This window comes from Spiroplasma endosymbiont of Tricholauxania praeusta (assembly GCF_964019535.1).
Lineage (GTDB): Bacteria > Bacillota_I > Bacilli_A > Mycoplasmatales > VBWQ01 > Spiroplasma_E > Spiroplasma_E ixodetis_A.
Genome location: NZ_OZ026450.1, coordinates 1,329,712 through 1,355,298 on the forward strand (window position 1 = coordinate 1,329,712; position 25,587 = coordinate 1,355,298).

Sequence of the window (25,587 nt, forward strand, 5' to 3'; positions counted from 1 at the left end):
TTATCCTCCTGGTTAATTAAGCTTTTTTATTTGTTTTAGATTCAATAATCTTTAACAAACGGAAGCGTTTTAGAGCTGAAAGTGGACGAGTTGAAATGATTTCAACCTTGTCACCAATTTTAGCTTGGTTAGTTTCATCATGGGCATGATACTTTTTAGTTGACTTAAAACTTTTATGGTACATTGGATGTCGTTTTGAAGTTTCAACAACAACAGTAATTGTTTTATCATTTTTGTCAGAACTTACAATTCCAACAAAAGTTTTACGTTGTTTGTTTGGAATAATATTTGTCATTATTCTTTGTCCTCCTTAGCTGGTGTTACAGTTTTCTTAACTGTAGGTTTTTTAGATGGTTTTTCTACTTTAGTAGCAGTAACTTTTTTAACTTCTTTGTTTGATGATTTTGCTTTAGTTGTTTTTTCAGTAACTTCTTTTTTAGCAATTTTATCTGATTCTTTAATAACTTCTGATTTAGTTATTGTTTTAACTTTAATATCTTTTTTGTCATCAACTTTAGCAACTTTTTTAGTTTTTTTGCTTTCTTTATTTTCTTCTGGTAATACCATTTTATTAATATGTAATGGTTTGATTTTTTCACCATTATTAATTCTGATAGTTAATTCAGTTTTAATACGAGCAATATCCTTACGAAGATTATTTATCATATGCGGAGTTTCTAGTTTACCTAACGAACTTTGAATTCGTAAAGCAAACAATTGTGCACGAAGAGTTTCTTCGTCTTGTTGTAATTCTAAAGTTGATTTATTTTTAATTACTTGCATTTCCATTTGCTTCACCCAATTCTGTTGTTAAATTTTTAGCAACCTTTACTTCTTCTGTTGGTTTTATTTCTCTAGTAACAATTTTACATTTGATTGGCAACTTGTGCATTGCAAGACGCAATGCTTCACGTGCTGTTGCTTCATTAGGATATGATACTTCAAACATAACTGTTTTTGCTTTTACTACTGAGACTCAATGATCAATTGAACCTTTTCCTGAACCCATACGTACTTCCGCTGGTTTTCTAGTAATTGGTAAATGTGGAAAGATTCTAATTCAAACTTTTCCACCACGTTTCATGTAACGTGTCATTGCTACTCTGGCTGCTTCAATTTGTCTTTCAGTAATGTAAGAACCTTCTTCAGCACGAAGTCCGTAAGTTCCAAAAGCAACTGTTTTACAACCTTTTGCAGTTCCTTCATAACTTAAACGGTGGACGCAAGAGTGTTTATATCTCTTAGGTATAGCCATCTTACTTTACCTCCTTACGTGGTTGTTGTGGGTAATTATTTCGGCGATTGTTATTATTTCTTTGATTATATTTTGAAATAATTTCAGGTTGAGTTGAGTCAGTTCCTGATAAAATTTCACCTTTATATACTCAAACTTTAATACCAATTTGACCAAAAGTTGTTTTTGCCTCAGCAGTAGCATAATCAATATTACTACGTAATGTTGCTAGAGGAACACTACTTTCTGAATAACCTTCAACACGTGCCATATCCGCTTCACCAAGTCTTCCTGAAACACGAGTTTTAATTCCCTTTGCTCCAGCACGAAGTGCTTTACGAATTGCTAATTTTTGTGTTGTACGATGTGACATACGATTGCTTATTTGTTGTGCTAATGTATTAGCAATTGTTTGCGCATCAATATCAGGATTTTTAATTTCAACAACATTAATTCTAATACCTATTTTACGATTTTTAATTGTTTTACGAATTAATGTTGTTAATACTTCAATGTTTGAACCGCCTTGCCCTAAAACTGAACCAACACGAACACAGTGGATAAATAAGGTAATTTGTGATTTAGTTCTTTCGATTTCAATTTTAGAAACACCAGAAGTTTTTAAATGCGCAAATAGTGCTTTTCTAATTTTGTGGTCTTCTAAAATTCATTTTGCTAAATCTTCATTACTAGTTGCATATCAACGTGATTGTCAATCTTTATTGATACCATATCTTAATCCATTTGGACTAACTTTGTGACCCATATTACTTATTTACCTCCTAATTATCGCTAACCACGATAGTGATTTTGCTTGTTCTTTTTAAGATTTGATATGCTCTACCATGAGCACGGGGCATAAATCTTTTCATAGTTGGACCTTCATTTACAAATATTTCCTTAATACGTAATTTGTTGGCTTCCATTCCATAGTTATTAGCAGCATTAGCAACTGCTGAATTAATTAATTTTATAATTGGCTGTGCTGCGCGTTTTTTTTCATGAGCTAGAATTACTAGAGCTTTGGCAACAGCATTATCACGAACTAAATCGGCTACTAAACGCACTTTTCTTGGACTAATGCGTAATTTATCTAAATGAGCTTTTGCTTCCATAATTTCTATCTCCTAACGCTTTTTCTTGTCAGAACCGTGACCACCAAACTTACGTGTGGGTGCGAATTCTCCTAATTTATGACCAACCATATCTTCTGTTACATATACAGGTAAATGTGTTTTGCCATTATGTACACCGAATGTATGTCCAACAAATTGTGGGAAAATTGTTGAACGACGAGATCAAGTTTGAATAATTTTTTTTGATTTATTTTTATTTTGAGTTTCCACTTTGTTTAATAAATGACTATCAGCAAAGGGTCCTTTTTTTAAAGATCTTGACATATATTACTTTCCTCCTACTTTGTTGCATTTCTTCTTCGTACAATTAATTTATTTGATGCTTTTTTACTATCACGAGTTTTTAAACCTAATGCTTTTTTACCTCATGGTGTTACTGGAGCTTTTCTTCCGATTGGGGCTTTACCTTCTCCTCCACCATGTGGGTGATCATTTGGGTTCATAACACTACCACGAACAGTAGGTCTAATTCCTTTTCAACGATTTCTTCCTGCTTTACCAATATTTACTAAGTTATGATCATCATTTCCAACTGTACCAATTGTAGCTCGACAATTACTTAATACTTTTCTAACTTCACCTGATGTTAATTTTAATAATGTATACTTAGCTGTTTCATCACGACCAAGAATTTGAACAGTACCACCAGCACTTCGTGCCATTTGTCCACCTTTACCTGGTTTTAATTCAACATTATGAACAACTGTTCCTTGTGGAATCTGTGATAATGGTAAACAGTTACCAACAGTAATATCAATTTTAACAGTATCACTGTTTTCACCACTTAATAACTTATCTCCTACTTTGATTCCTTTTGGTGCTAAGATATAACGCTTTTCACCATCAAGATAAGAAATAAGACAAATGTTAGCATTACGATTTGGATCATATTCAATTGTTTTAACTGTTCCAACTACATTGTCTTTGTTACGTTTAAAATCAATAATACGGTATTTAACCTTATGACCATTACCTTGATGCCTTACTGTAATTTTACCTTGATTATTTCTACCAGCTTGTTTAACTAAATTTACTAATAAAGATTTTTCAGGGCTATTACCAATAGTTAAGTTCTGTTTGTAATCCAGAACGGTCATATTACGTCTTCCTGCAGTAGTGGGATTAATTTTTCTAATTGCCATTGTTTTTTTCTCCTTCCAATCTCATTAGCTTTGTTCTTCAGAACTAAACAAACTTAATTGTTCACCAGGAGCTAATTTAATAAGAGCTTTTTTTACTGCCGATGTTTTCCCAACAAATCTACCAACAGTTTTAGTTTTTGGTTTACTATTAATAATATTAACGTCTGCTACTTTAACTTCAAAAATCTGTTCAAAGGCTTTTTTAACGTGACTTTTATTAGCTTTACGGTTAACAGTAAATGTATAGATACCTTCAGCCATTTGTTTATAAGTTTTCTCAGTTAATACTGGTTTTACTATAACTTCACTTAAATGCATATTAAATTAAAGCCTCCTCAACGATTTTAATTGCCTCAGTAGTAAACAATACTTTTTTAGCATTTAATAAATCGTAAATATTAATACTATTAGCAGCGATTGTTGTTGTTCTAGGTAAATTGCGACCTGATTTAATAACTGTTTCTTTATTGCTTATTCCTGAAACAATTAGTGTTTTATTGTTTGCTAATTCTAAAACTTTTAAAGTTTCTAACATAATTTTAGTTGAAGGTTTTTCAAAGTTTAATTCATCAATTACAACTATGTTTTTATTTTGGAATTTGGCAGCCAATGCTGATTTTATTGCCAATCTTCTTACTTTTTTTGGTAATCCAATTAAATAATTACGATCAGTATTTGGTCCAAAAACAATCCCCCCACCTTTTCATTGTGGTGAACGAATTGAGCCTTGACGCGCATTACCTGTTCCTTTTTGTTTTCATGGTTTTCTACCACCGCCAGCAACTTCAGCACGACTTTTAACAGCGTGTGTTCCTTGACGTTTTGTAGCATTATAACTTAATAAACTATCAAACTGCGCTTGCTTGTGGGGTTCAATTCCTCAAATTTTTTCGTTTAAAGTTAATTCGCTAACTTTTGTTCCAGCGTTGTTAACAACATTAATTTTCATTTTGCTATCCTCCATAATTAACTTTATTGACCATCAGTAACTTCGGTTGTAGTATTTTGATTTCTAACAACTAATGATACTGGGGTTTTGAGAATTGGTTTTTTAACTGCTTGTTTAATAACAAGAAAGCCTTGTTTTGGTCCTGGAACTGAACCTTTTACTAAAAGATAATTATTTTCTTTATCTACTTTAATAACTTCTAAGTTAGCAACACTACGTTTAACATTTCCCATTTGCCCTGGCATTGGTTGTGATTTAAACACACGGTTAGCATTAATAGAACCTGTTGAACCCATTTGACGATGTAAACCTGATCCATGACCCATTGGACCACGTGATTGATTATGACGTTTAATGCGTCCTGTAAATCCTTTACCTTTAGAAGTTCCTTGAACATCAACGAATTCACCTGCTGTGAATACGTCAGCAACATTAATAAGATCTTTATGATTAAATCCGTTCATGTTACGAATTTCTTTCACGAAGCGCTTAGGTTGACTGTCGGCTTTTTTAAAGTGTCCGATTGTTGGTTTGTTTGATAAAGTAACACGAAGATCGAACGTTGCAAGTTGTAAACTACTATATTTGTCTTTTACATTTGTTTTAACTTGACTTACTACATTTGGTTGTACTTCGATAATTGTTACTGGAACTAGTTGTCCGTTGTTTAAGAAAACTTGTGACATTCCTAGTTTCTTACCTAAGATTCCTTTCATAATTTCCTCCTTGGAATATGTTGTAAATAATTAATATTTATCGATTTTAATAATTTTTTTTATTAATCTTTTTTGATACTTGATTTAAAGTTGATTTTTTTTTCATCTTTAGATTCGATTATCAAAGAGATACTAACACTATTAGGGATAGTAAGTCCACTTAGAGCATTTAAAGATTTTGGTGATAATTGAGCACCAATAATTCTTTTGTGAGTTCTCTTTTCAAATTGTTCACGTGAATCTTTATGTTTATGCGGTGAACGAAGAATAGTGAAAATTTCTTTATGAGTTGGTAATGGAATTGGACCTACCACTTCAGCACCTTCTTTTTTTAACACATCTTTAATTTTCTGTGCTATTTGGTCAATAGCTGAGTGATCATAACTTTCTAAACGAATTTTTACTTTGTCTCCTATGATTGCCATTGGCTATATCCTCCTTAGAACGATTTTTAATAAAATAAAGAACAAAACATGTGATATAATGACAACTGATATCAGTGTATCAGCATTTATACATAACAATCACGCCTTGTAAGTATAACATAGTGTAATGGTAAAAGGGAATAGCAAAATACAAAAAATACAAAAAAAATAATGGGTTTTTTGCTCATAATCTTTTAACTATTAATTTAGTTGTAAAAAATAAAGATTTTTATTAAAAAAATAATAAAATACCATTATTTTTTTATTATTTTCTTACTTTAAAAAAGTAAAAGGTAATATATAATTATAATATTTCACAAAATTTATTTAAATAAAAATATTACATGATATAAATATAATAATGAAATTCTTTTAGCAAAAGATATTTAAACTTCAATTTTGATATAATTCTAAAATTAGTAAGTTACACTTTTATAACAACTATGTTGATTAAATTAGAAAAGGAATTACAATGAGAGTAAGAAATAAGCCATGAGCAAAAGAATTTATTTTAACACATAATAATTTATGTATTAATGATCCCTATAATTACAAAGGGAAATGAAATAAAAAAATATTTCAAAATAAAAATCCAATCAATATTGAAATTGGAAGTGGCAAGGGAAATTTCATTATAAATCTTGCTAAACAAAATTCAAATCAAAATTATATTGCTATTGAAAAAAATATTTCTATTGTAACTATATTATTAAAAAAATTAATTGAAAATAAATTATGTAATTTAAAAATAATTATAGAAGATGCCATAAATTTAAAAGATTTTTTTGCCAATAATGAAATTAATAAAATTTATTTAAATTTTTCTGATCCATGACCTAAAAAAAGACATTTTAAAAGAAGATTAACATACCAAAAATTTTTAGAAATATACAAAAAAATTTTAATAAAAAATGGTCAACTTCACTTTAAAACAGATAATAACAATTTATTTAATTATTCACTTTTAGAATTTCAAAAAAATAAATGAAATTTATTAGAATATACAATTAATCTACATCAAGATAATAATATAATAAAAAATGATGAAGCATTTATTAAAACTGAATATGAAGAAAAATTCATTAAACAAAATAAAAACATTAATTATTTATTAATACAAAAAAATAAAATTGAAGTTTAAACTTCAATTTTATTAAAAAAAGTTAATGATTAACTAAGATTATATTCATATTAAACTATAAAGATTTTTCATCAAATGTTACATTTAATTTTCCACCCTGTGAATCTCAAGAAATAGGTAAATTTAAAAAAACAGTTTTTGGGTTATCGGGATTATCTGTTGAAATAATTTAATAAGTGTTAGAACCAATTTTAAGTTGTTCTTTATAACCGTTATCAACTAAAAGTTTAATCAAATCTTTAATAGTATAGTCACTTTTACTTCATTGACCCGTTTGTGATCAATAATATGAAGAACTAATAGTATCAGTTAAATTTACTGAATAACTAATTTTCCCTTCATTATGATACGTTCCTTGCTTAATAGTATATAAAACTGTTCCTATTGAATGTGATTTTAATTTAAATGATTGACTTGGATTAGTTAATGTTTCACTATCACTAGTAGTTTTAGTTCCTTGTTGCTCTGAACCAAATTCAGCACTAGTTTCAACATCACTTTTACCAACTCAAGGAATTTTAAATTCAGCTTTAACTTTAACTCCAATTTTTTCTAATGTTTTTCAAGAAAAAGTATTAGTATTAGTAATAGTTTTAGATTGTGATTGAGTTTGATAAATTTGTTCGGTATTAGAACTATTAGTATAAATGTCTTGAAAAGAATCTACTATATTTTCATCTTTAGCAACAGTCTTTATTGGTTTTAAAGTACCTTCTTTGCCAGTAAAATATTTATCATATTCTTTTTGAATCAAATCCTTCATGGAAATTGGTATTTCATAATTACCATCTGCTACTCATCCATTTTTTGGAATAATTGTATTATTGATATCTTTAATAATATTTTCCATATTATCTGGTGGATATCAAGTAAGTCCATTCTTTTTTGTTTCATGTTTTATAGAAGTATCAGCAGAAGTACAAGCAACTACATTCGTTACTGTTACTGTTGAAAATCCTAAAATAGACATTAATGATAATAATTTCCTCATATTTTTGATCATATATTATTTTCCTCCTAAATATTTATACACACATGTTTTGTGTGACCATCTTAATTAGCAGAACAAATAATGATTTAAAGATAAATGAATGATATACAATAAAATAGTTAAAGTCAAAAAAATTAATGAAATTATTTAAAATTAACATTATTTTTAACAAATTTTATCTTTTTATTCTTATATAAATAAGTAATAATTAATTATTTAATTTATACGAAAACTTATAATATTGATAATAGTAATCTTATAAATAACATTAAAAGTAAATATTGTATAAAATATTTTATTTGAATTTATTATAAAGATTAAAAAGAAAAACAAATATTTTAAGTAATTAAGAAGAATACTAATGCCATTATCATTAATAACTGAAACCACACCTTTATTACCACTATCAAATAATACTAGCACATGAAGACAAACTATTAAAATTGAACTAATGTATTTACCAAGAAATTAAACATTTAGTTTCGGGGTGAATATCATCAACTATTATTACAATTGCTAGTTTAAACATTATTAGCGCTCAAGTAAATAGTAATGAGGATATAGATTTTAAAAAGGCATTTACTACTTTAATTAAATGAGAAGTACTTGGCAATACTACTATTTCACTCTTTGTTTCATTTCTAAAGAAATGTTTAATAAATTTCGGTAATAGTCAATTAGAAAAAACTTTATTTTATAAAATATGAAATAAAATAAAAGATAAAGTATTTACTAATACTACTGAAACAGCTAACCTTAATTTTGAGGAAATAAAAATACATTAGAAACACAAATGAAAGAGTTTTCAAACTTATGTCAACAATTAGTTACAAAGTTTAAAACTCTTTTAAATAATAATACTGAAAATAATATTATATTAACCATTGAAGAAAACATTAATAACAATCTTAAAGCATATTCAATAATTACTAATGAATTAATAAAAATTATTGCTACTTTCGCAGTTTTCACTAGCGGAGTAGCTTTTGCTAGTTCTATAAGTATTATAAAAAACGATATAGCCAATGATTTACCTTTAAATCCAACATCCTTTGTTAAAACTTTTACTGCTCTTGAAACTATTATTGTATCCTTTTTAGCATTAATAATTTTTAAATTAAAATTTAATCTATTTGAAAATGGATTAAAAAATATTAAACACTCATTATTATGACAATGCATTAAAAAAATTATTAATAAACCTACTGTTAGTGAAGCAGATATTGAATTAGAATATGAAAAAATAACTGCTTTAAAAAGATGATATGATTTAAATTTTATTAAACTAGAATTTAATTTAAATGAAATACAAAAAATTTTAGAAATACAAACTTTAAATCCTAATAATGACTACAATAACAATATTTGTAAAAATATTAAATATTTATTTACTTGATTAATATCAATAGTATCTTCGATGACACTTGATAGTTATTTTGATATTATTACTGCTCAAATAAGTGCTAACAAAAAAATAGATTTTATAAAAGATTTAAAGCTACTAATAACTAAAGAAAATATAATAGTTGCAATAATAGCCCAAATTGGTTTTTCATTTAAACTTAATATTACTGATTTTTGTTGAGAAAGATTTAAAAATACATATACTTGTCAAGCATTAAGTTATATATAGCTAACGAAAGTAATGTTTACTCATAAATAATGTAAAATAATAATATGTAATTTAAACAATTCTTGCACTTACAAGTATAATTCAGCAATAATTAAAATAGATTAGGAAGATTAAATTATGCCAAAACCATACAGTGAGGACTTACGAAGAAAAGTAATAGAAGTTTATGAAAGTAAAAACATGAAAATTAAAGAAATTTGTAAAGTGTTCAATATCACTAGAAAGACTTTATTTTTATGAAGAAAAAGAAAGCAAAAAACCGGAAATATAAAACCAATTTTGAATTATCAAAAAGGACATAGCCACAAAATAAAGGATTTAGATGAATTAAAAAATTATTTAGCAGAAAATAAAGATGTTACAGTTCAAAAAGTAATTGAAAAATTTGGTGATATGACAAAAGAAACAGTTTATAACTATTTCAAAAAACTAAATTATACATATAAAAAAAACTTTTCTATATGAACAAAGAGATAAAAATAAACAAGAAGATTTTTTAAAAGAAATAGCGAAAATAATGAATGAAGATTTGGTATATATTGATGAATCTGGAATTGATGATAATGAATTTTATAAATATGGTTGGTCTGAAAAAGGTAAAAGATTATTTGATAATAAACCTGCATATAAAATAAAGAGAATGAGTATAATTGGTGCACTAAATAAAGGTAAATTAAAAGCTCTATGAGCATTTGAAGGACATTGCAATAGTAAAATTTTTGAATCATATGTTAAAAATATACTAATTCCAGTATTAAAGTGTGGACAAATTATAGTTTTAGATAATGCGACGTTTCATAAATCTAAAGCAACAAAACAATTAATTGAAAATGTTGGATGCAAACTATTATTTCTTCCACCATATTCTCCTAATTTAAATCCAATTGAACATTTTTGATTTGCTATAAAACATAATATAAGAAAAATATTACCAAATTATTGACCAAATATTAAAAACGCGATTGATTTTGTTTTTCAAGATATGAGTAAACATTACTTTCGTTAGCTATATGTAATTTTCCTAAAAAATGTTATCAGTCTGTTTACTCAAATAATTCATTTTTCCAATTAAGTTCAAATATTACTGAAGAAAATTTAGAAAAATTAGTCAAAAATTATTATGAAAAATTTGATAAAAATATTAAAATCTTAGAAAAAATAAATATTAAATTAAATGATACTATTAATACAAGTAATCGATTAAATATTAATAAAATTAATAATTCTCAACTACCACCATTATTAAAAACACTACAAAAAATAGAATCAAATATTATTTCAATACCAATTAACTAAAAATATTGTCAAATAACTTTTTTATAAAATAAAAAAGGAATAATTGTTATGATTATTCCTTTTTATAACTTTATTTACTTGTACTATAATTTTTCATATATTGAACTAATGTTTTAATTAATACACCCATACCACGATCATTTTTATAAGCAGTTCCTGCAATATCTAAATGTAAAAATGGTTTATCTTCACTAAATTCTTTTAAAAATGCAGCAGCATTTGATGAACCACCATATGGATCTTTAGAAAGATTACTTAAATCAGCTATTTTAGATGAACGCATATTTAAAATATTTTGTTGATGAATTGGCATTCTTCAAATTTCCTCATTAGTTTGTTGTGATGATAAATCAAAATCATTAAATAATTTATCATCAGTAGCAAAAGCACCAGTCATATAGCTACCTAATGCCACTAGCATTGCGCCAGTTAAAGTTGATAATTCAATAATACGATTTGCTTTTCCTTTACGTAAAGCATATGTCATACCATCTGCTAATACCAATCTTCCTTCTGCATCGGTATTATTAATTTCTACAGTTTTACCATTCATTGAAGTAAAAACTGTTTCTACTAAAGTAGCATGACCACCAATCTTATTTTCTGTTAAACAAGCAACAGCGACAAAGTTTATTTTTAATTGTAATTTAGCAGCAGCAATGGCAGCATTACATACACTAGCTGCACCCGACATATCAAATTTCATACCTTTCATTGCTGAAGAAGGTTTTAGTGAATAACCACCACTATCAAAAGTAATTCCTTTACCAACTAATCCCAAAATATCATCGGCATGCTGTGGATCACCTTTATATTCCAAAACAACAACACGAGCATCAAAATTACTTCCAGCATTAACTGCTAATAATAAATTCATATTTAGCTCTGTTATTTCTTTTTGCCCTAAAACCTTTACTGATAAATTTTTAATACCTTTTGCTGCATCTTGAATTTTTTTTGCAAAAACTTCGGGATATAATAAATTAGGTGGCATATCTTGCAAATTACGTGCTAAATTAATACTTTCTCCTTGAATTTCGATCTGTTGTTGTGAAGTATAGCTAGGGAATTTTGCTGTTGAAACAACATTATATTTAACTTTTTTTTCTTCATTCTTTTTACTTTTTAAAGTATATTCTTTAAAAGTACCGAATCATAATGCTTCATATATAGTTTGTAAAAGTATACTTTCATTTAAATTACTCGTAACAAAAGATTTGACATCAATATCCAAATCTTGACTATTATTACTACTAAAATTTACAAAAAAATTATAAACATCATTACGAGTTAAACCTTTACTATCACCTAAATATAGGTAATAAGTTTTATCTTCAGAAATTAATGTTAATTTATTTTTTTCTTTAGCAATCAATTCATGAGGAACTTTATCAGCAAATACCGCTGTTAATTTTAATTTTAATTCAAGTTTACTACTAACATTAAGTAGAATATTTTTATCCATATTTTCACTCCTAAATGGTAATATTAAAATAATTACAATATATCTGAATTAATATTTTCGAAAATTACAACAAAAATAGATAAGTTAAACAATATTATTGTATTATTATTGTATTGTAATATTACCATAGAATGGAGCAAAAACTATGAAGCGTTCTGAATTAAATGAAAAAGATAAAAAAAAGTACTGCTGAGATTTTAAGCATTTATTTATTAATAATGAATCTTGAAAAAAAGCTTTACCTGAGTTTGATAAATTTGCCAATCAACTTTTAACTTTTAAAGGAAAATTAAATAATATTGATAACTTTAAAAAATATTTAGCAATTAGCAAAGAAATATCAATGTTAGGATCTAAAGTTGTACAATATTTACATTATGGAGATTTAGATCAAACTAACTTAGAATTGCAACAATTATCTAGTTTATTTGCGACTCAACAAAGTAAGTTATCGGAAAAATTAGCATGGATTGAACCAGAAATTAAAACTATTGGTTTACAAACTATTAAAAACTGGATTAATAATGATCCCTCATTAATGATATATAAACATGATATGGAAGTTTTCTTTAAATTTGAAAAATTTATTTTAAGTGAGCACGATGAAACTTTACTAAGTAAAGTTAGTAAATCAAGAAGTGCTGCTGGTGGTTTATATGATAGTTTGGTTTATGCTGATAAACAAAAAACAATGTTTAATTATCAAAATAAAGAACAAGAATTAACACAAACTTTATATTTAGACATTTTAGAAAATAGTAATCCAGTAAAAGATCAACAATTAAGAATTGATATTTCAAAAAAATTTTATGAAGATATTAAAAATAAAAAACATTCATTAGCACAAGTTTATGAAAGTATTTTAGAAGTAGCTGTTGAAGAAATAAAAATTCGTAACAACGATAAAGAAAAAGATAATAAAAAACATTTAACTACTTTAGAATATAGTTTATTAAGTGATGATGTACCATTAATACTATATGAAAATTTAATAAAAACGGGACAGAAACACGCTATTTTAGTAGAAGAATTTTATAATTTAAAACGTAAATTTTTTAAATTTAAAAAATTTTATAGTACCGATACTAGTTTAAAAATGACAACAATACCAACCAAAAAATTCAGTGTTGAAGAAGGTATTAATTCAATCAAAGAAATTTTAAGTATCTTAGGTGATGAATATTTAGAACAATTAAACTTAGCATTATTACCAGGTAGAATTGACTATTATGAAGACACAAATAAACGAACTGGTGCTTATTCAACAGGTGGTAATGGCGTAGAACCCATTATTTTAATGAATTGAGATGATACTATTAATTCACTTAATACACTAGCTCATGAATTAGGTCATTCTGTTCACACCCTATTTTCAGAAAAATATCAAAAATATCCAAATGCTGACTATCCAATTATTTTAGCTGAAGTTGCTTCAACAGTTAATGAACATCTAGCATTTGATTATTTATATAATAAAGCGTCAAATAATCAAGAACGCATTTACTTACTACAAACTCATATTGAAACTGTAATTGGTACTTTTTTTCGTCAAATTCAATTTGCTGAATTTGAATGAGAAGCACATAAATTAGTAGAAAAAGAAGTGCCATTAAACGCCGATATTTTGGCTGATTTATTTGAAAATACAGCTAATAAATATGGACAAAAAGCATTAGATAAATACGAAGAAAAAGCAAAAGGATACTCATGACCACGAATTCTTCATTTTTTCCACTCACCTTATTATGTTTATAAATATGCTACTTCAATTACCGTTTCTTATAAACTTTATGAAGATGTTAAAAATGGTAAAAAAGAAAATTTACTTAACTTTTTAAAAGCTGGTGGCAGCAAATATCCATTAGATATTTTAAAAGATGCGGGTGTTGATTTAACACAAATTGATGTTTATAACCCATTAATTACTAATTTAAAGAAAATGATTAACCAATTATCAGACTTAATTAATAATAAAGATAATTAAATTGCAAAAAAATAATATATAATACTAATGGTGTTTTAGTCCTTTAGCATTTTATTTAAAACGTTATAAAATAATATGTACATATTTTGACTATTACAATTAGTAAAGACTAAGGAGAATAAATAAAAAATGAATGTGAAATTTGATTTTGAAGATATAAATCTAATTGCAAATAAAGGAATAGTTAAATCGCGAAAAGAATGTGATACCAGTGTTAAACTAAATGGTTTTACTTTTAAAATTCCAATTATTCCGGCAAATATGAGTGCTGTCATTAACCAAGAATTATGTATTTGATTGGCTAAAAATAATTACTTTTATGTAATGCACCGTTTTAATATCGATCAAATTAAATTTATTAAAAATATGCAGGAACAAAAATTATATGCTTCAATTAGCATTGGTGTTAAAAAAGAGGATAAAGAGTTACTTGAACAATTAATCAAACTGAATCTAATTCCTGAATTTATTACTATTGATATTGCTCATGGTCATAGTAATGCTATGGAAGAAATGATTAAATTTATAAAAACCACTTTTGCTAAAACAAATACTAAACCTTTTATTATTGCTGGTAACGTTATGACAAAAACCGCTGTTAAAGATTTAGAAAAATGAGGTGCTGATGCAATTAAATTTGGTGTTGGTCCAGGAAAAGCTTGTATTACTAAACTAAAAACTGGATTTGGTACAGGTGGTTGACAATTAAATGCTTTACAAGATGTTGCCAATAGCACCACTAAACCATTAATTGCAGATGGTGGTATTAGATGTAATGGTGATATTGCTAAAGCAATAGCTTTTGGTGCCACTATGATTATGGCAGGAAGTATTTTAGCGGGTTATGATGAATCACCTGGCAAAATTGTTACAATAAATGGTCAATCTTACAAAGAATATTTTGGATCAGCAAGTATTTTTAACAAAGCGGAAGCGAAAAATATTGAAGGTAAAAAAATACTTGTTCCATATAAAGGTTCAATTGCTGATACTTATAAAGAAATGGAAGAAGATTTACAATCTGCTATTTCTTATGCTGGCGGTAAAGATTTATCTGCATTAACAAAATGTGATTATGTTATTGTTAAAGGTACTATTAATAATGGTGATGATCGTTAATAACTTTTAATTTTTCTTTAAAAACAATTCTGGGTACCGAGAATTGTTTTTTATTAAAATAGAAGCAAATCAAACTGCCTATGATGATAATTGAATTCACAGTGATAATTGTTTAATGATATTAAAGAATCTAATAATTAAATTATTTTTAATATTTAAACTACTTTGTCTAAAACTTTTTTTCTGATTTTTCTGCCATTTTTTATCCCCTTTATTATCATTTATAGTGAGCAAAGGCTTTATTAGTTTCTTCCATATTTTTTTGCTTTTTAGTTTATATTCAATTTTATTTTAATAAAATATAATGAATTAAATAAACTTTATTTAAAATACCAGATAAAAATATATTGTGAAATACGTTTTATTTCTTTATAATAAATATAAAAATTAATATAAGTTTTTTAATCCATTTACTTTCATTTCAAAGTAAATGGTTTTTTATTTTGAAGGGGATGAAAAGATGATTAATACAGAAAAATTACCTTTATTAGAAACAAGTGCACATATTAATTATAATGGAATTAATAATTCAAATATGTCAATAAATCATAATGATTCATCTAGTACTGAAAGTATTATAACTTTAGATGATGATCAAATAACAAATAGAAGAGAAAATAATAATTTAAACAGTTTATTATTTGATGGTGATTCAGTAAATACTATTGTTAATTTTAGCAATGATTGAAGGGATACTGATGATCGTTATGGTGGAAAAACACAGAAAAGATTAGATATTAATGGTAATTGAGAATATAATACGAAATTTATAACAGGTGATATTTTAAATGAAAAAATAGCAAATATTGATAATCAATTATATTTAATGAAAGAAATTATATTAAATGATGGCAGAGTTATTTTAGAATTATCAAATTTAAATGAAAATAAAAAAATTGAAACAAAATATAAAATATACAATAATGAAGAAGAAAGAGAATACAATAATAATTTAAATGACTTGGATTTAACTACTTTTTTACCAATAAATAAAGAAAAAACTAATTTTTTAAAAAAATTTTTCAGTTCAAAATATATTTTTTTACCTAATACATTTTTTTTAAATTTTGCTTTCGGATCAGTATTATTATTTGAAGCTAAAAATTATTTTCATAAAGAAAAGTTACCTGAAAATCTTTATCATAATTTTTGAGATGTATTAATGAGTGGTATTAGTGGTATTACAGTAATGAATTTATCGTATTTAAATTACAAACTTATTTCTTTAAAAAATAAATGAAAATACTTATCTTTTTCTTTAGTAATTGGTGGTATTAGTATTTGAGATCAATTTTTATATTTATATGTTAGCGAAGAAAATTTCAACTTCATCTCTTTTATAGAAAGAATAAGTATTTTTTTTATTAGTATTTTAATTGAAGAATTAATTTTTGATAAAATTGCTCAACCTTGCATTGAAAAATTATGACAAAATTTAAAAAATCAAAACTTTTCAAAAATTATTAAATATGGTAGTACTGTTAGTATGCTTCTTTTTGTATCAATTTTTAAAAATATATTAACTGGTCTTTATGGCGAAGAAAAAGAAATAAATTTAGAAAATATTAAAAAAGCACTTCCACTAACACTATTGACAGTAATTCTTGAAAATACTCTTACTTCTTTTTCTTTTTCTTATTTTGATTGATTTTGAACAAAAATTTCAATTGCAAAAGAAATAGCAACCAATAGTATAAAAGGAATAGAAAGATTTGCTAATCAACAAGCACAAAATTATAGTTTTAAAAAATTAATAAAACAATTTAATTTTCAACCATTTAATGCAAACTTAATAAATGAAAGCGAATCGATAGATCATCCAGATTCAAATCAACCATCTATCCAAGTTATGTAAAAGTAAAGTCATTAATTCATCTTTTGATGAAATATAAAAAAATAACACATTTTAGTTTAATATATTAAAACGAAGAAGTAAACCCCCTATTATCGTTATATCCAATTTCATTGAAACAACGATTGGGATCCATTTCATTTCAAGATACAGCATGTCTAGATGTTGAAGGTTGAGATTGCATAGTTGCTTGACTTCTTAATCCAGAAATCTTTTGTTTAATTTCATATAATTTTGCAATTTTTTGTTGTTTAATTTCATTACTTCTACTATTATTAAAACGACCACAACTAATAATAACTCAAAATTTATTAGAAAAATTTCGCCCTCCTTTATCTGTTTCTAATTTTTGGATTTCTTTTTCTAATTTTTCTAATTGAGCTTGATATTGATTTAACGTTACTTCATATTTATATTTTTGAAATTGTTTATTCAATCAAATAAAAGGAGATTTTAATAATATTTTTATTTGTGTTTTTATACTTTGTGAATTATAAATTTGTCTTACTGTTGCAAGACAACCATTAATTTCGATATTTTTTTTATTTATACTAACATTTAATTTTGCAATTTTTTTATCTATTTTTGCAATATCTAAATTTCTTCTACTCATACTACGATTTAAATCGCAAATATTTTCCATCTTCAATTTTAATCTTATTTTTAATCTTGCATCTAAAACCTCTTTTTCTAATTTTAGATTTGGACATAATCATCAATTTTCTTGTTTTATTGAAAAAAATTTATTTGCTATTTCAAGTTCATTTCTAGCAATTTTACAAAATATTCTTTTTGTTTTGTATGTTCTTCTTTCTAACTTAACAGCTAATCTTGCTGTTTTTAATTTTAACTTTGATAAAATTAATTTTTTATTTAAATCATGAGCATTAAAATTTTCAATTTGCTGTTCTATATTTGTTCCTTCAACTTCCAATACTCTTATTTCACTATCTAATTTCTCTTCTCGTATCATTTCTTTGGATATTTCTTCATCTAATGCTACTATGTTTTCTTTTCATTTTTTTATCATATATGTTGTTTGTAATTGTTTATTTGGTAATTGATTTTTTAATTTTAATATTTCTTCTCTATTTTTTTCTATTTGTTTTTGGATTTCATAAAGTTCATTAATATTTATAATCTTGTCTATTTTTTTAATTTGTTCAAAATGTTTTTTTCTTTCTTTTTCTAATTTTTGTTTTTCAATCCTTAAAACTATTATTTTGTTTTGTTTTGTTTTTATTACAGTATCTATTTTTTTGATTTCTTCTTTAAAAATTTTTGATTCCTTTCTAATTGTTTCTATCACTAACTTCTTCCTTTCTTTTTTATTTAATATAAAAAAAATCATTACTTTCTTAAAAAAATAATAGATTGAAAACTATATTTAGTTTTTCTTTTACATTGTATATAAATATAATAAATGGATGGGTTACACTTTATTGGACACTAATTACGTAGACAAGTTCACAAATTAGTTAAAAGAAAGGAAAATAATTATGGCCAATATTAACTCATATTCAGATGAATTTAAAAAACAAATAGTAGCTTTATATCAAAGTGGCAAGTCAGTATCTTGTCTTGTTAAAGAATATAACGTTACAAGAGCGGCTACTTATAAATGAATTAAGCAATTTACTAATTCAGGCAGTTTTAAAACCAAAGATAATCTTTCTGATTTAGAAAAACAATTAATTCAAGCAAATAAAGAATTAAAACAATTACGAATGGAAAATGATATTTTAAAGCAAGCAGCACTAATAATAGGCAGAAAATAGAAATTATTGCAAATAATAAATCTAAATATAAAATTCGCACAATGTGTCGTTTTTTAAAACTCTCTAAATCAACATATTATTTTAATTTAAAGAAAAAAAATAAAAATCAAAATAATATTTATGATGAAGCTGTTATTAGTGCTTTTAAAGAAAATAAAGAAGTTTATGGTACTAGAAGATTAAAAGTCATACTAGCAAACCAAGAAATTTATTTATCACGCAGAAAAATTAAACAAATTATGAATAAGCATAATTTAATATCAAAATACACTAAATTATCATTCAAAAATCATCATAATAAAGTCAATGATAGTCAAATTACCAATCTTGTTAATAGAAACTTTAATAATAAAATTAAAAATGAAGTTATTGTTAGTGATTTAACTTATGTTCAAGTTAATGGTAAGTGAAACTATATTTGCTTATTAATAGACCTATTTAACCGCGAAATTATTGGACATAGTGTAGGTACTAAAAAAGATGCATCATTAGTATATCAAGCATTTATGCACTCAAATCGCTGTTTAAAAGATATTGAAATATTTCATAGCGATCGCGGTAACGAATTTAATAATAAAACTATTGATAAACTTTTATTAGCATTCAACATAACTCGATCTTTAAGCAAAAAAGGCTGTCCTTATGACAATGCTGTTGCTGAAGCAACTTTTAAAACTTTCAAAACTGAATTTATTAATGATAAAAATTTTACATCATTAATCAAATTAAAATTAGAATTATTTGATTATATCAATTGATACAACAACATAAGAATTCACAGCACCTTAAACTACCTAACTCCAGTTAATTATCAAAAACAAGTGTCTACCAAAAAACAGTCCTAAAAAGGGTTGCCATTCCAAAATTTACATGATATATACATTAATACTATTTTCTATATACAATTCAATAACTTATAATTCTTTTAAAATAAATTATTAATAATCTAATATTTACTAACAAAAATAAATTATTTTTTAATTTATATTAATTTTATTATAATATTTAATATCATATACAAGCACTAAAGTAGGTTAATAATGTTAGAAATCATAAGTCTTAATAATAAACATATTACAATTAAAGTGAAAAAAAATAAAAAAGAAATTTTAAATGCACTAGGTATTATTGATATCAATAATACTAATGAATTTAAAATATTTAATACTCCGTTTGCTCTTGAAATACTACTTAAATATACAAATAATAATGATAAATTAAAACAAATATATGAGCACTCACTAATATCATGAAAAAAAATCCAACAAGAAAAAAACTTAAATGATTATTCAGGTAATCCTAAACTAAGACATTATCAACGTGTTGATGTTGCAATTTTAAAAGCAAATAAAAGATTTGGCTTATTTAATGAAATGCGAACTGGTAAAACACCCACCATTTTAACAGCATTATCAGAAATGAAAACTAATAAAATATTATTTGTTGTTCCTAAGTCAACTATTTTATTAACATGGGTTCCCGAAATTAAAAAATGAACTACCTATAATTGTATTACTATTAAAGATGATATTACTAAAGTGCGAACAGAAAAATATAATCAATTTAAAAATAGTAATAATTGTATTTTAGTAGTTTCTAAAAACACTTTTAAAAATGATATAAAAAATAAATTATTAACTAAATTTGATTTTACATTAGTTATTGATGAAGCACATTTTTTAAGAAACTACAAAACTGCACAAAGTTCAACAATTTTGGAAGTTGCAAATAAAGTATCATCAGTTTATTGTTTAACTGGTACTCCCGCCAACAATCATCCTAGTGATATTTTTGGTATATTAAAAATTATTGATAATAAACTATATAAAAATATTGATTATTGAGATTTTGTTGCTCGTTACTTTGGAATAATTAGAAAACGTATTACTAATTTTGTAACTATTAATATACCAAAACCAAATGTTAAACAACAACTAGCAGCAGAATTTGATTATTTAGTTAAAAAAATATCAATTATGCGTAAACAAATTGATGTACGTAATGAAATGCCAAAAATTATTAAAAATGATTTAATTTTAACTATGCCCAAAGCACAAACTGCAATTTATTATGATACTCTTGAAACTATGAAACAAGAATTATTTTATAATAAAAAATCTAAAATAACTTTTTTACAAATATTTACCAAATTAAGAACTATTTGTTCAACACCTATTAATGAGGGAATGAAAGAATTAGGAGCAAAATTTAATTGATTACTAGACTACTTACATGATAATGAAAATGATTCAATTATTATTTATAGTAGTTTTAGTGATAAAGGAATTAACATTTTAAGTAACATTTTAGATAAACATAAATTAAATCATCAATTAATTACTGGTAAAGTAAATCATGAACAAAGACTTAAAGCTATTAGTGATTTTCAAAGTAAAAAAGTTAAAATTATTTTATGTAACATTAAATCTACTAATGTTGGTATCACATTAGATCAAGGTGATGTTATGATTTTTCTAGATCGTGAATTAAACCCAACCGAAAATGAGCAAGCTGAAAGTCGCTTTTTTCCAACTCAATTAAACGATAATAAAACTAGAGAAATTATTAATTTATATTGTGCTAATACTATTGATTTAAAAATTAGAGACATCCTTAATAATAAAATTGATATTAATAAAGTTATTAATGATCAAGGTATTAAATTTTTTGAATAATTTTTATTATATTTAATAAACTAAACGAGGATTAAAAACAAGATCTGCATTATTATTAGGAATGAATTGTTCATCATTAATTTCAAGAATATATTCTTGCAATAAAGGCGCAAATTCGTTTGAAGATTGAAAAGAATGAGTGTTATCAATGATTTGTTGACTTTCAAAAAATTCTCTATAATCACCATTATCTTCTCCATCATTTAAACAACAAAAAAGACCTGAAATAAAACCAAAAAGAGCACCAGCAAAACACCCTGAAAACACTGTTACAGCTGAAGTAATATCAAATTCAAAAATATTTTGTTCTCTTTTTTGATATAAATCAGAAAGAGCAAACAAACTACCTCCAATAATATTCCCTAAACAACTTGCTAATATTATTTTTTTATTAATCATGTTATTTACCACCTTTTTAATATTTAAATTATTGGTTTAGATATTTTTTTTAAATTAAATGCTTTTCAAGCAAGAGCATCTGCTTCATCATTATATATATCACCACTATGACCTTTAACTCATTTAAAATAAATATTAACATCTTTTGCTATTTTATCATAAAATGCTTTATATGCCTTTGTTTCTACTTTAGTAGTTTTTCATTCACCAGTACATCATTTACTAATTCCAACATAATCATGACAAATTAAAATTGATTTTATATTATTTTCCAAAGCTAACTGCATTGCCTTTTGTGCACCCATTATTTCTCCAGCAACATTTCTTAATTTTGCTCAATTTTCATCATCAAATTTTTCATAAAATATATCTTTTTTGTCATTATTTAAGAAAACAAGTCCATAAGAAAATTGATTAATTTCTTCTTTAAAACTACCATCAGTATATGCTATTACTTCATATTTATAGTGATTTTCAGATTTTATTTGAATTTTATCATCTAAATAATCTTGAGCTTCTTTTTTAGTTGCAAATTTTTTATACTGAGCACCAGCAAAACCTCTAATTTGTATTTCACATTCATTCCAGTTTTCAAATATTCCAATGACTCTACCTTTTTTTACTGCATAAAATTTACTTGCCATAATTATGACTCCTCTATTGTTTATTTTAATTTTACAATAATATTAAATTTTATCTAATTAAAATGACAAATTAAAGCAAAAATATTGCTGATGCTAATTAGCAAGTGACTTTACTAATTAAATAAAATGACACAAAAAAATATTTATTATTTTAAAATTTTAATTTTTAAATTTGGGTCATTTGTTAGGATCGTTTTCAAATCCTGAATTTTTAGCAAATCATCCATGTCATAATACTTCATTTACATTTCATTTTGATAAGTCTTGATTAAATAACGAAGCTTTATAAAACATATAACCCATATCCACCACTTTTGAAGTATCTCACTTTGAAATATCTTGATTAAATAACGAAGCTTTATAAAACATATAACCCATATCCACCACTTTTGAAGTATCTCACTTTGAAATATCTTGATTAAATGCTACTGCTCCAGCAAACATACAACGCATGCTTGTAACATCATTTACAATTCATTTTGAAATATCTTGATTAAATGATAAACAATTTCGAAACATATTATTCATATTTGTTACATTATTATCATAGAGTAAATTTGTAATATTACCATTAAATAACGAAGCACCATAAAACATTGAACTCATATCTCTCACATTAATTATATTTCAAGATAAATTTTGATTAAATGATAAAGCACCATAAAACATTGCATGCATAGTTGTTACATTAACTACATCTCAGTTTGAAATATCTTGATTAAATTTTTTTGCTCCAGCAAACATCGAACTCATATTTGTTACGTGTGCAATATTTCAACTTGATAGATTTTGATTAAATGATGAAGCATTACTAAACATATAACTCATATCTACCACATTTGATGTATTTCATTTTGAAATATCTTGATTAAATTCTCTTGCATCCATAAACATATTTTTCAAAGATCTAATTTCTGATGGTAATTGATCAGATACTTTTTCTATTGTTACTGGCATTTTAACAACTTGAATTATTCCTTCTCGATTTTGAAAAAATCCAATTTGAATAACCTCTTTGCTATTTATATTTGATAAATCTACTTCACTCGTTTTCACTTGTTTTCCATCTTTGTCAATGTAAATTGTATCTTGCTGAATTTTATTATCTAAAAGTTGAATTTTTTGTGAACTTGTATTTAAGATAACATTAGTTAAATTACCTGTAATTGCTAAAATACTTAATGTTGTTAATAATGATTTCATAATTAATCACCCTCCAAGTTTTCTCCAATAACTTCTTAAAGTTTAAGAAGATAAATATATTTTAGTATTTTTTAAAAAAATAAATAAACAATAAGTTATAAAAAACAAAGCATTACAATTATCTTTAAATTTAAATTAAATAAAAAGTTATCAATGTACTTGCAAAATGTTCACCGATAACTAAACTATTTTTAAATTGAAACTATTTTTTATTATTAAATTAATAAATAAAATAAAATACCGGCACTAATGATATTGCAATTAATAATGAAAAAAATTTTTTCATAAATTAATCCTCCTCAATTTTTACCAATAACTTCTTAAGTTTAAGAAGATAAATATATTTTACATACTTTTAATTATTTTTTAACACTTTTTTCATAAAATTGTATACTAATAACTTATTAACTAAATCTATTGCACTATTTAAAATAATATAAATTTTAATATATAAAACACTTAAAATATAAAAAAATAATTAATAAAATGATAAAACAGAAATCATGTAAAATATATAATATAAATTTAAAGGGGGTTAATTTAGATTATGCCAATTATTACAACTAAATGCTATATTTCATCATGTGAGAAAGAATATACATTTGACTCTTTATATCGTGATAAATTTATATATTGCAGTGGTAAATGTTATCAACAAGCATTCAATAATACAGTAACAAAATATACACAAAAATAATAAGTTAGTTTTGGAGAGATATTATGAAAAAAGAAAAATTAATAGAACTGATTAACAATAAAATATTATAAGGTTTTTAAAAATGAAAAAAAAGATATTTAAAGAAACTGTTGATGATAATTATTCAACAAAGAAAAGTATTAACTATTATAATAATTGACTTATTATAATTTTTTCATGATTAACAAGTATAACTTTAATAATTAGTTGAGTTTTATGAATTATTTTCTTTAAAAGAGAAACTACTGATTTATTAATCCTTATTGATAATTTAATGACTAAGAAATTTTTTAAATTCAATTTAACTTTTCCAACTCTGACAATTGCAGTATTGGGCTTTGGCTTCATAATTTTAGGTATTGTTGCTTTTCCTTTTATCTTTTTAAAAAATAATGACTTTATTTCTCTAATATTAACTAGAATTATGTTATGAATATCATTATTTTTTATTATTGGATCAATTTTATTTTTTTCCTTTGGTGGATATGCTGCTTTTTATAAATTTGCTTCTGTGATAACTATTCGTAAAAAACTATTTTTCATTATTCCATGAGGATTAGAATTTTTTTATTTTATAGTTTTAATAATTTCTTGTATATGCTTTATTAAAAAAAGTAGAAAAAAGAAATATATGTCACTAGAAGCAAAAGCACTATATTCACAAAATGAAATTAATCAAAACATAACTTCTTCAACAAATAATAATAATAATGAACAAGCAATATGAACGCCACAAGAAATTGAAGAAGTATGAAATAAAGGAGAAATTATCAATAATTTTAATCCACAATTATACCGTCGAGATTATGCGGGTGCCTTAATGTTTTGACATAATTTTATTGCACAACCGAAGCTTAATGATCCAATTGAAAGTTTAAATTGAACTATTATTTATGAACGTCCCACCACAGCAGATGGAACTAATTATATTAAAAATTTAGTACCCATGAATAATAATAATGCTGTTACTAAAGGTAATAATTTCCCCCATTGAACAACTTCAGTCACTTATGACAGTAAAAAAAATAAAAACATATTTAAAAAGAAGTCATGAAAACATAAAGAAAAAAATCAAATAGAATAAAAAAAACATATTTAAAAAACTAAG

At 24.8% G+C, this 25,587-nt stretch carries 28 protein-coding genes; 11 read left to right on the forward strand and 17 right to left on the reverse strand.

Annotated features, from left to right (window positions below):
- Positions 1-16 precede the first annotated feature (16 nt).
- The 11 genes from rpsQ to rpsJ all read right to left on the reverse strand — a co-directional run bounded on the left by rpsQ (position 17) and on the right by rpsJ (position 5,596).
- Positions 17-295, reverse strand: coding sequence for a 30S ribosomal protein S17 (gene rpsQ / locus AACK96_RS07350; protein WP_252319243.1), 279 nt, complete (start codon positions 293-295; stop codon positions 17-19).
- A complete protein-coding gene (gene rpmC / locus AACK96_RS07355) occupies positions 295-789 on the reverse strand; it encodes a 50S ribosomal protein L29 (RefSeq protein WP_281748521.1) in 495 nt (164 codons plus the stop codon). Before rpmC ends, rpsQ begins: the two co-directional genes overlap by 1 nt.
- Complete coding sequence (gene rplP / locus AACK96_RS07360; protein WP_281748520.1) at positions 770-1,255, reverse strand: 50S ribosomal protein L16; 486 nt, start codon at positions 1,253-1,255, stop codon at positions 770-772. Before rplP ends, rpmC begins: the two co-directional genes overlap by 20 nt.
- A gap of 1 nt (position 1,256) precedes the next feature.
- Positions 1,257-2,000 (reverse strand): 30S ribosomal protein S3, encoded by a 744-nt coding sequence (gene rpsC, locus AACK96_RS07365; protein ID WP_281748519.1) that lies wholly within the window; start codon positions 1,998-2,000, stop codon positions 1,257-1,259.
- Between the two features lie 16 nt (positions 2,001-2,016).
- A complete protein-coding gene (gene rplV, locus AACK96_RS07370) occupies positions 2,017-2,349 on the reverse strand; it encodes a 50S ribosomal protein L22 (protein ID WP_174480929.1) in 333 nt (110 codons plus the stop codon).
- A gap of 12 nt (positions 2,350-2,361) precedes the next feature.
- A complete protein-coding gene (rpsS, locus tag AACK96_RS07375; protein ID WP_174480930.1) occupies positions 2,362-2,634 on the reverse strand; it encodes a 30S ribosomal protein S19 in 273 nt (90 codons plus the stop codon).
- A 14-nt stretch (positions 2,635-2,648) separates the two neighbouring features.
- Positions 2,649-3,512, reverse strand: coding sequence for a 50S ribosomal protein L2 (rplB, locus tag AACK96_RS07380; protein WP_338974158.1), 864 nt, complete (start codon positions 3,510-3,512; stop codon positions 2,649-2,651).
- A gap of 24 nt (positions 3,513-3,536) precedes the next feature.
- Positions 3,537-3,830, reverse strand: a complete 294-nt coding sequence (rplW, locus tag AACK96_RS07385) for a 50S ribosomal protein L23 (RefSeq protein WP_252319250.1) — start codon at positions 3,828-3,830, stop codon at positions 3,537-3,539.
- 1 nt (position 3,831) lies between these two features.
- Complete coding sequence (gene rplD, locus AACK96_RS07390; protein WP_281748516.1) at positions 3,832-4,461, reverse strand: 50S ribosomal protein L4; 630 nt, start codon at positions 4,459-4,461, stop codon at positions 3,832-3,834.
- A 23-nt stretch (positions 4,462-4,484) separates the two neighbouring features.
- Entirely contained in the window at positions 4,485-5,177 is a 693-nt protein-coding gene (gene rplC, locus AACK96_RS07395) for a 50S ribosomal protein L3 (RefSeq protein ID WP_174480934.1), read from the reverse strand.
- A gap of 62 nt (positions 5,178-5,239) precedes the next feature.
- On the reverse strand, positions 5,240-5,596 hold the full coding sequence (rpsJ, locus tag AACK96_RS07400; protein WP_338975148.1) for a 30S ribosomal protein S10: 357 nt from the start codon (positions 5,594-5,596) through the stop codon (positions 5,240-5,242).
- A gap of 478 nt (positions 5,597-6,074) precedes the next feature.
- Between rpsJ and trmB the strand changes: the two genes are divergently transcribed.
- Positions 6,075-6,743, forward strand: coding sequence for a tRNA (guanosine(46)-N7)-methyltransferase TrmB (gene trmB, locus AACK96_RS07405; protein ID WP_338974160.1), 669 nt, complete (start codon positions 6,075-6,077; stop codon positions 6,741-6,743).
- A gap of 169 nt (positions 6,744-6,912) precedes the next feature.
- Here trmB and AACK96_RS07410 read toward each other — a convergent pair whose 3' ends face one another.
- Complete coding sequence (locus tag AACK96_RS07410) at positions 6,913-7,746, reverse strand: ETX/MTX2 family pore-forming toxin (RefSeq protein WP_338974162.1); 834 nt, start codon at positions 7,744-7,746, stop codon at positions 6,913-6,915.
- A 781-nt stretch (positions 7,747-8,527) separates the two neighbouring features.
- On the opposite strand from AACK96_RS07410, the gene AACK96_RS07415 reads away from it, so the two are divergent.
- The 3 genes from AACK96_RS07415 to AACK96_RS07425 all read left to right on the forward strand — a co-directional run bounded on the left by AACK96_RS07415 (position 8,528) and on the right by AACK96_RS07425 (position 10,373).
- Positions 8,528-9,367 (forward strand): hypothetical protein, encoded by an 840-nt coding sequence (locus AACK96_RS07415; RefSeq protein ID WP_338974163.1) that lies wholly within the window; start codon positions 8,528-8,530, stop codon positions 9,365-9,367.
- 117 nt (positions 9,368-9,484) lie between these two features.
- A complete protein-coding gene (locus tag AACK96_RS07420) occupies positions 9,485-9,844 on the forward strand; it encodes a helix-turn-helix domain-containing protein (RefSeq protein ID WP_338973555.1) in 360 nt (119 codons plus the stop codon).
- Positions 9,845-9,872: 28 nt separating this feature from the next.
- Entirely contained in the window at positions 9,873-10,373 is a 501-nt protein-coding gene (locus AACK96_RS07425) for an IS630 family transposase (protein ID WP_338975131.1), read from the forward strand.
- 360 nt (positions 10,374-10,733) lie between these two features.
- Here the strand turns inward: AACK96_RS07425 and AACK96_RS07430 are convergent, their stop codons facing one another.
- Positions 10,734-12,128, reverse strand: coding sequence for a peptidase M17 (locus AACK96_RS07430; RefSeq protein WP_338974164.1), 1,395 nt, complete (start codon positions 12,126-12,128; stop codon positions 10,734-10,736).
- A 145-nt stretch (positions 12,129-12,273) separates the two neighbouring features.
- On the opposite strand from AACK96_RS07430, the gene pepF reads away from it, so the two are divergent.
- The 3 genes from pepF (at position 12,274) to AACK96_RS07445 (ending at position 17,086) form a co-directional block, all read left to right on the forward strand.
- Positions 12,274-14,112: an oligoendopeptidase F gene (pepF, locus tag AACK96_RS07435; protein WP_338974165.1), complete on the forward strand. Its 1,839-nt coding sequence runs from the start codon at positions 12,274-12,276 to the stop codon at positions 14,110-14,112.
- Positions 14,113-14,241: 129 nt separating this feature from the next.
- Complete coding sequence (locus AACK96_RS07440; protein ID WP_338974167.1) at positions 14,242-15,231, forward strand: GMP reductase; 990 nt, start codon at positions 14,242-14,244, stop codon at positions 15,229-15,231.
- 460 nt (positions 15,232-15,691) lie between these two features.
- Positions 15,692-17,086: a hypothetical protein gene (locus AACK96_RS07445; RefSeq protein WP_338974169.1), complete on the forward strand. Its 1,395-nt coding sequence runs from the start codon at positions 15,692-15,694 to the stop codon at positions 17,084-17,086.
- 64 nt (positions 17,087-17,150) lie between these two features.
- Here the strand turns inward: AACK96_RS07445 and AACK96_RS07450 are convergent, their stop codons facing one another.
- Positions 17,151-18,392, reverse strand: coding sequence for a hypothetical protein (locus AACK96_RS07450; protein ID WP_338961267.1), 1,242 nt, complete (start codon positions 18,390-18,392; stop codon positions 17,151-17,153).
- A gap of 190 nt (positions 18,393-18,582) precedes the next feature.
- Here AACK96_RS07450 and AACK96_RS07455 point away from each other — a divergent pair.
- Positions 18,583-19,706, forward strand: a protein-coding gene (locus tag AACK96_RS07455; protein WP_338973306.1) for an IS3 family transposase whose coding sequence is annotated in 2 segments (ribosomal slippage) — positions 18,583-18,826 and positions 18,826-19,706 — 1,125 coding nt in all. Because the reading frame shifts where the segments join, the coding sequence is not laid out codon by codon here.
- Between the two features lie 195 nt (positions 19,707-19,901).
- Positions 19,902-21,536, forward strand: coding sequence for a DEAD/DEAH box helicase (locus AACK96_RS07460; protein ID WP_338974170.1), 1,635 nt, complete (start codon positions 19,902-19,904; stop codon positions 21,534-21,536).
- A 12-nt stretch (positions 21,537-21,548) separates the two neighbouring features.
- On the opposite strand, the gene AACK96_RS07465 is transcribed toward AACK96_RS07460, so the two are convergent.
- From AACK96_RS07465 to AACK96_RS07475, 3 genes are all read right to left on the reverse strand, one after another.
- The gene (locus tag AACK96_RS07465) at positions 21,549-21,935 is read right to left on the reverse strand and encodes a hypothetical protein (protein ID WP_338974171.1); all 387 of its coding nucleotides are present in this window, start codon (positions 21,933-21,935) and stop codon (positions 21,549-21,551) included.
- A 23-nt stretch (positions 21,936-21,958) separates the two neighbouring features.
- A complete protein-coding gene (locus AACK96_RS07470) occupies positions 21,959-22,579 on the reverse strand; it encodes a ribonuclease H family protein (protein WP_281748496.1) in 621 nt (206 codons plus the stop codon).
- 159 nt (positions 22,580-22,738) lie between these two features.
- Entirely contained in the window at positions 22,739-23,782 is a 1,044-nt protein-coding gene (locus tag AACK96_RS07475; RefSeq protein ID WP_338974172.1) for a BspA family leucine-rich repeat surface protein, read from the reverse strand.
- Between the two features lie 547 nt (positions 23,783-24,329).
- On the opposite strand from AACK96_RS07475, the gene AACK96_RS07480 reads away from it, so the two are divergent.
- Both AACK96_RS07480 and AACK96_RS07485 read left to right on the forward strand, forming a co-directional pair.
- On the forward strand, positions 24,330-24,479 hold the full coding sequence (locus tag AACK96_RS07480; protein WP_281748502.1) for a hypothetical protein: 150 nt from the start codon (positions 24,330-24,332) through the stop codon (positions 24,477-24,479).
- An 82-nt stretch (positions 24,480-24,561) separates the two neighbouring features.
- Positions 24,562-25,563 (forward strand): hypothetical protein, encoded by a 1,002-nt coding sequence (locus AACK96_RS07485; RefSeq protein ID WP_338974173.1) that lies wholly within the window; start codon positions 24,562-24,564, stop codon positions 25,561-25,563.
- The last annotated feature ends 24 nt before the right edge of the window (positions 25,564-25,587 follow it).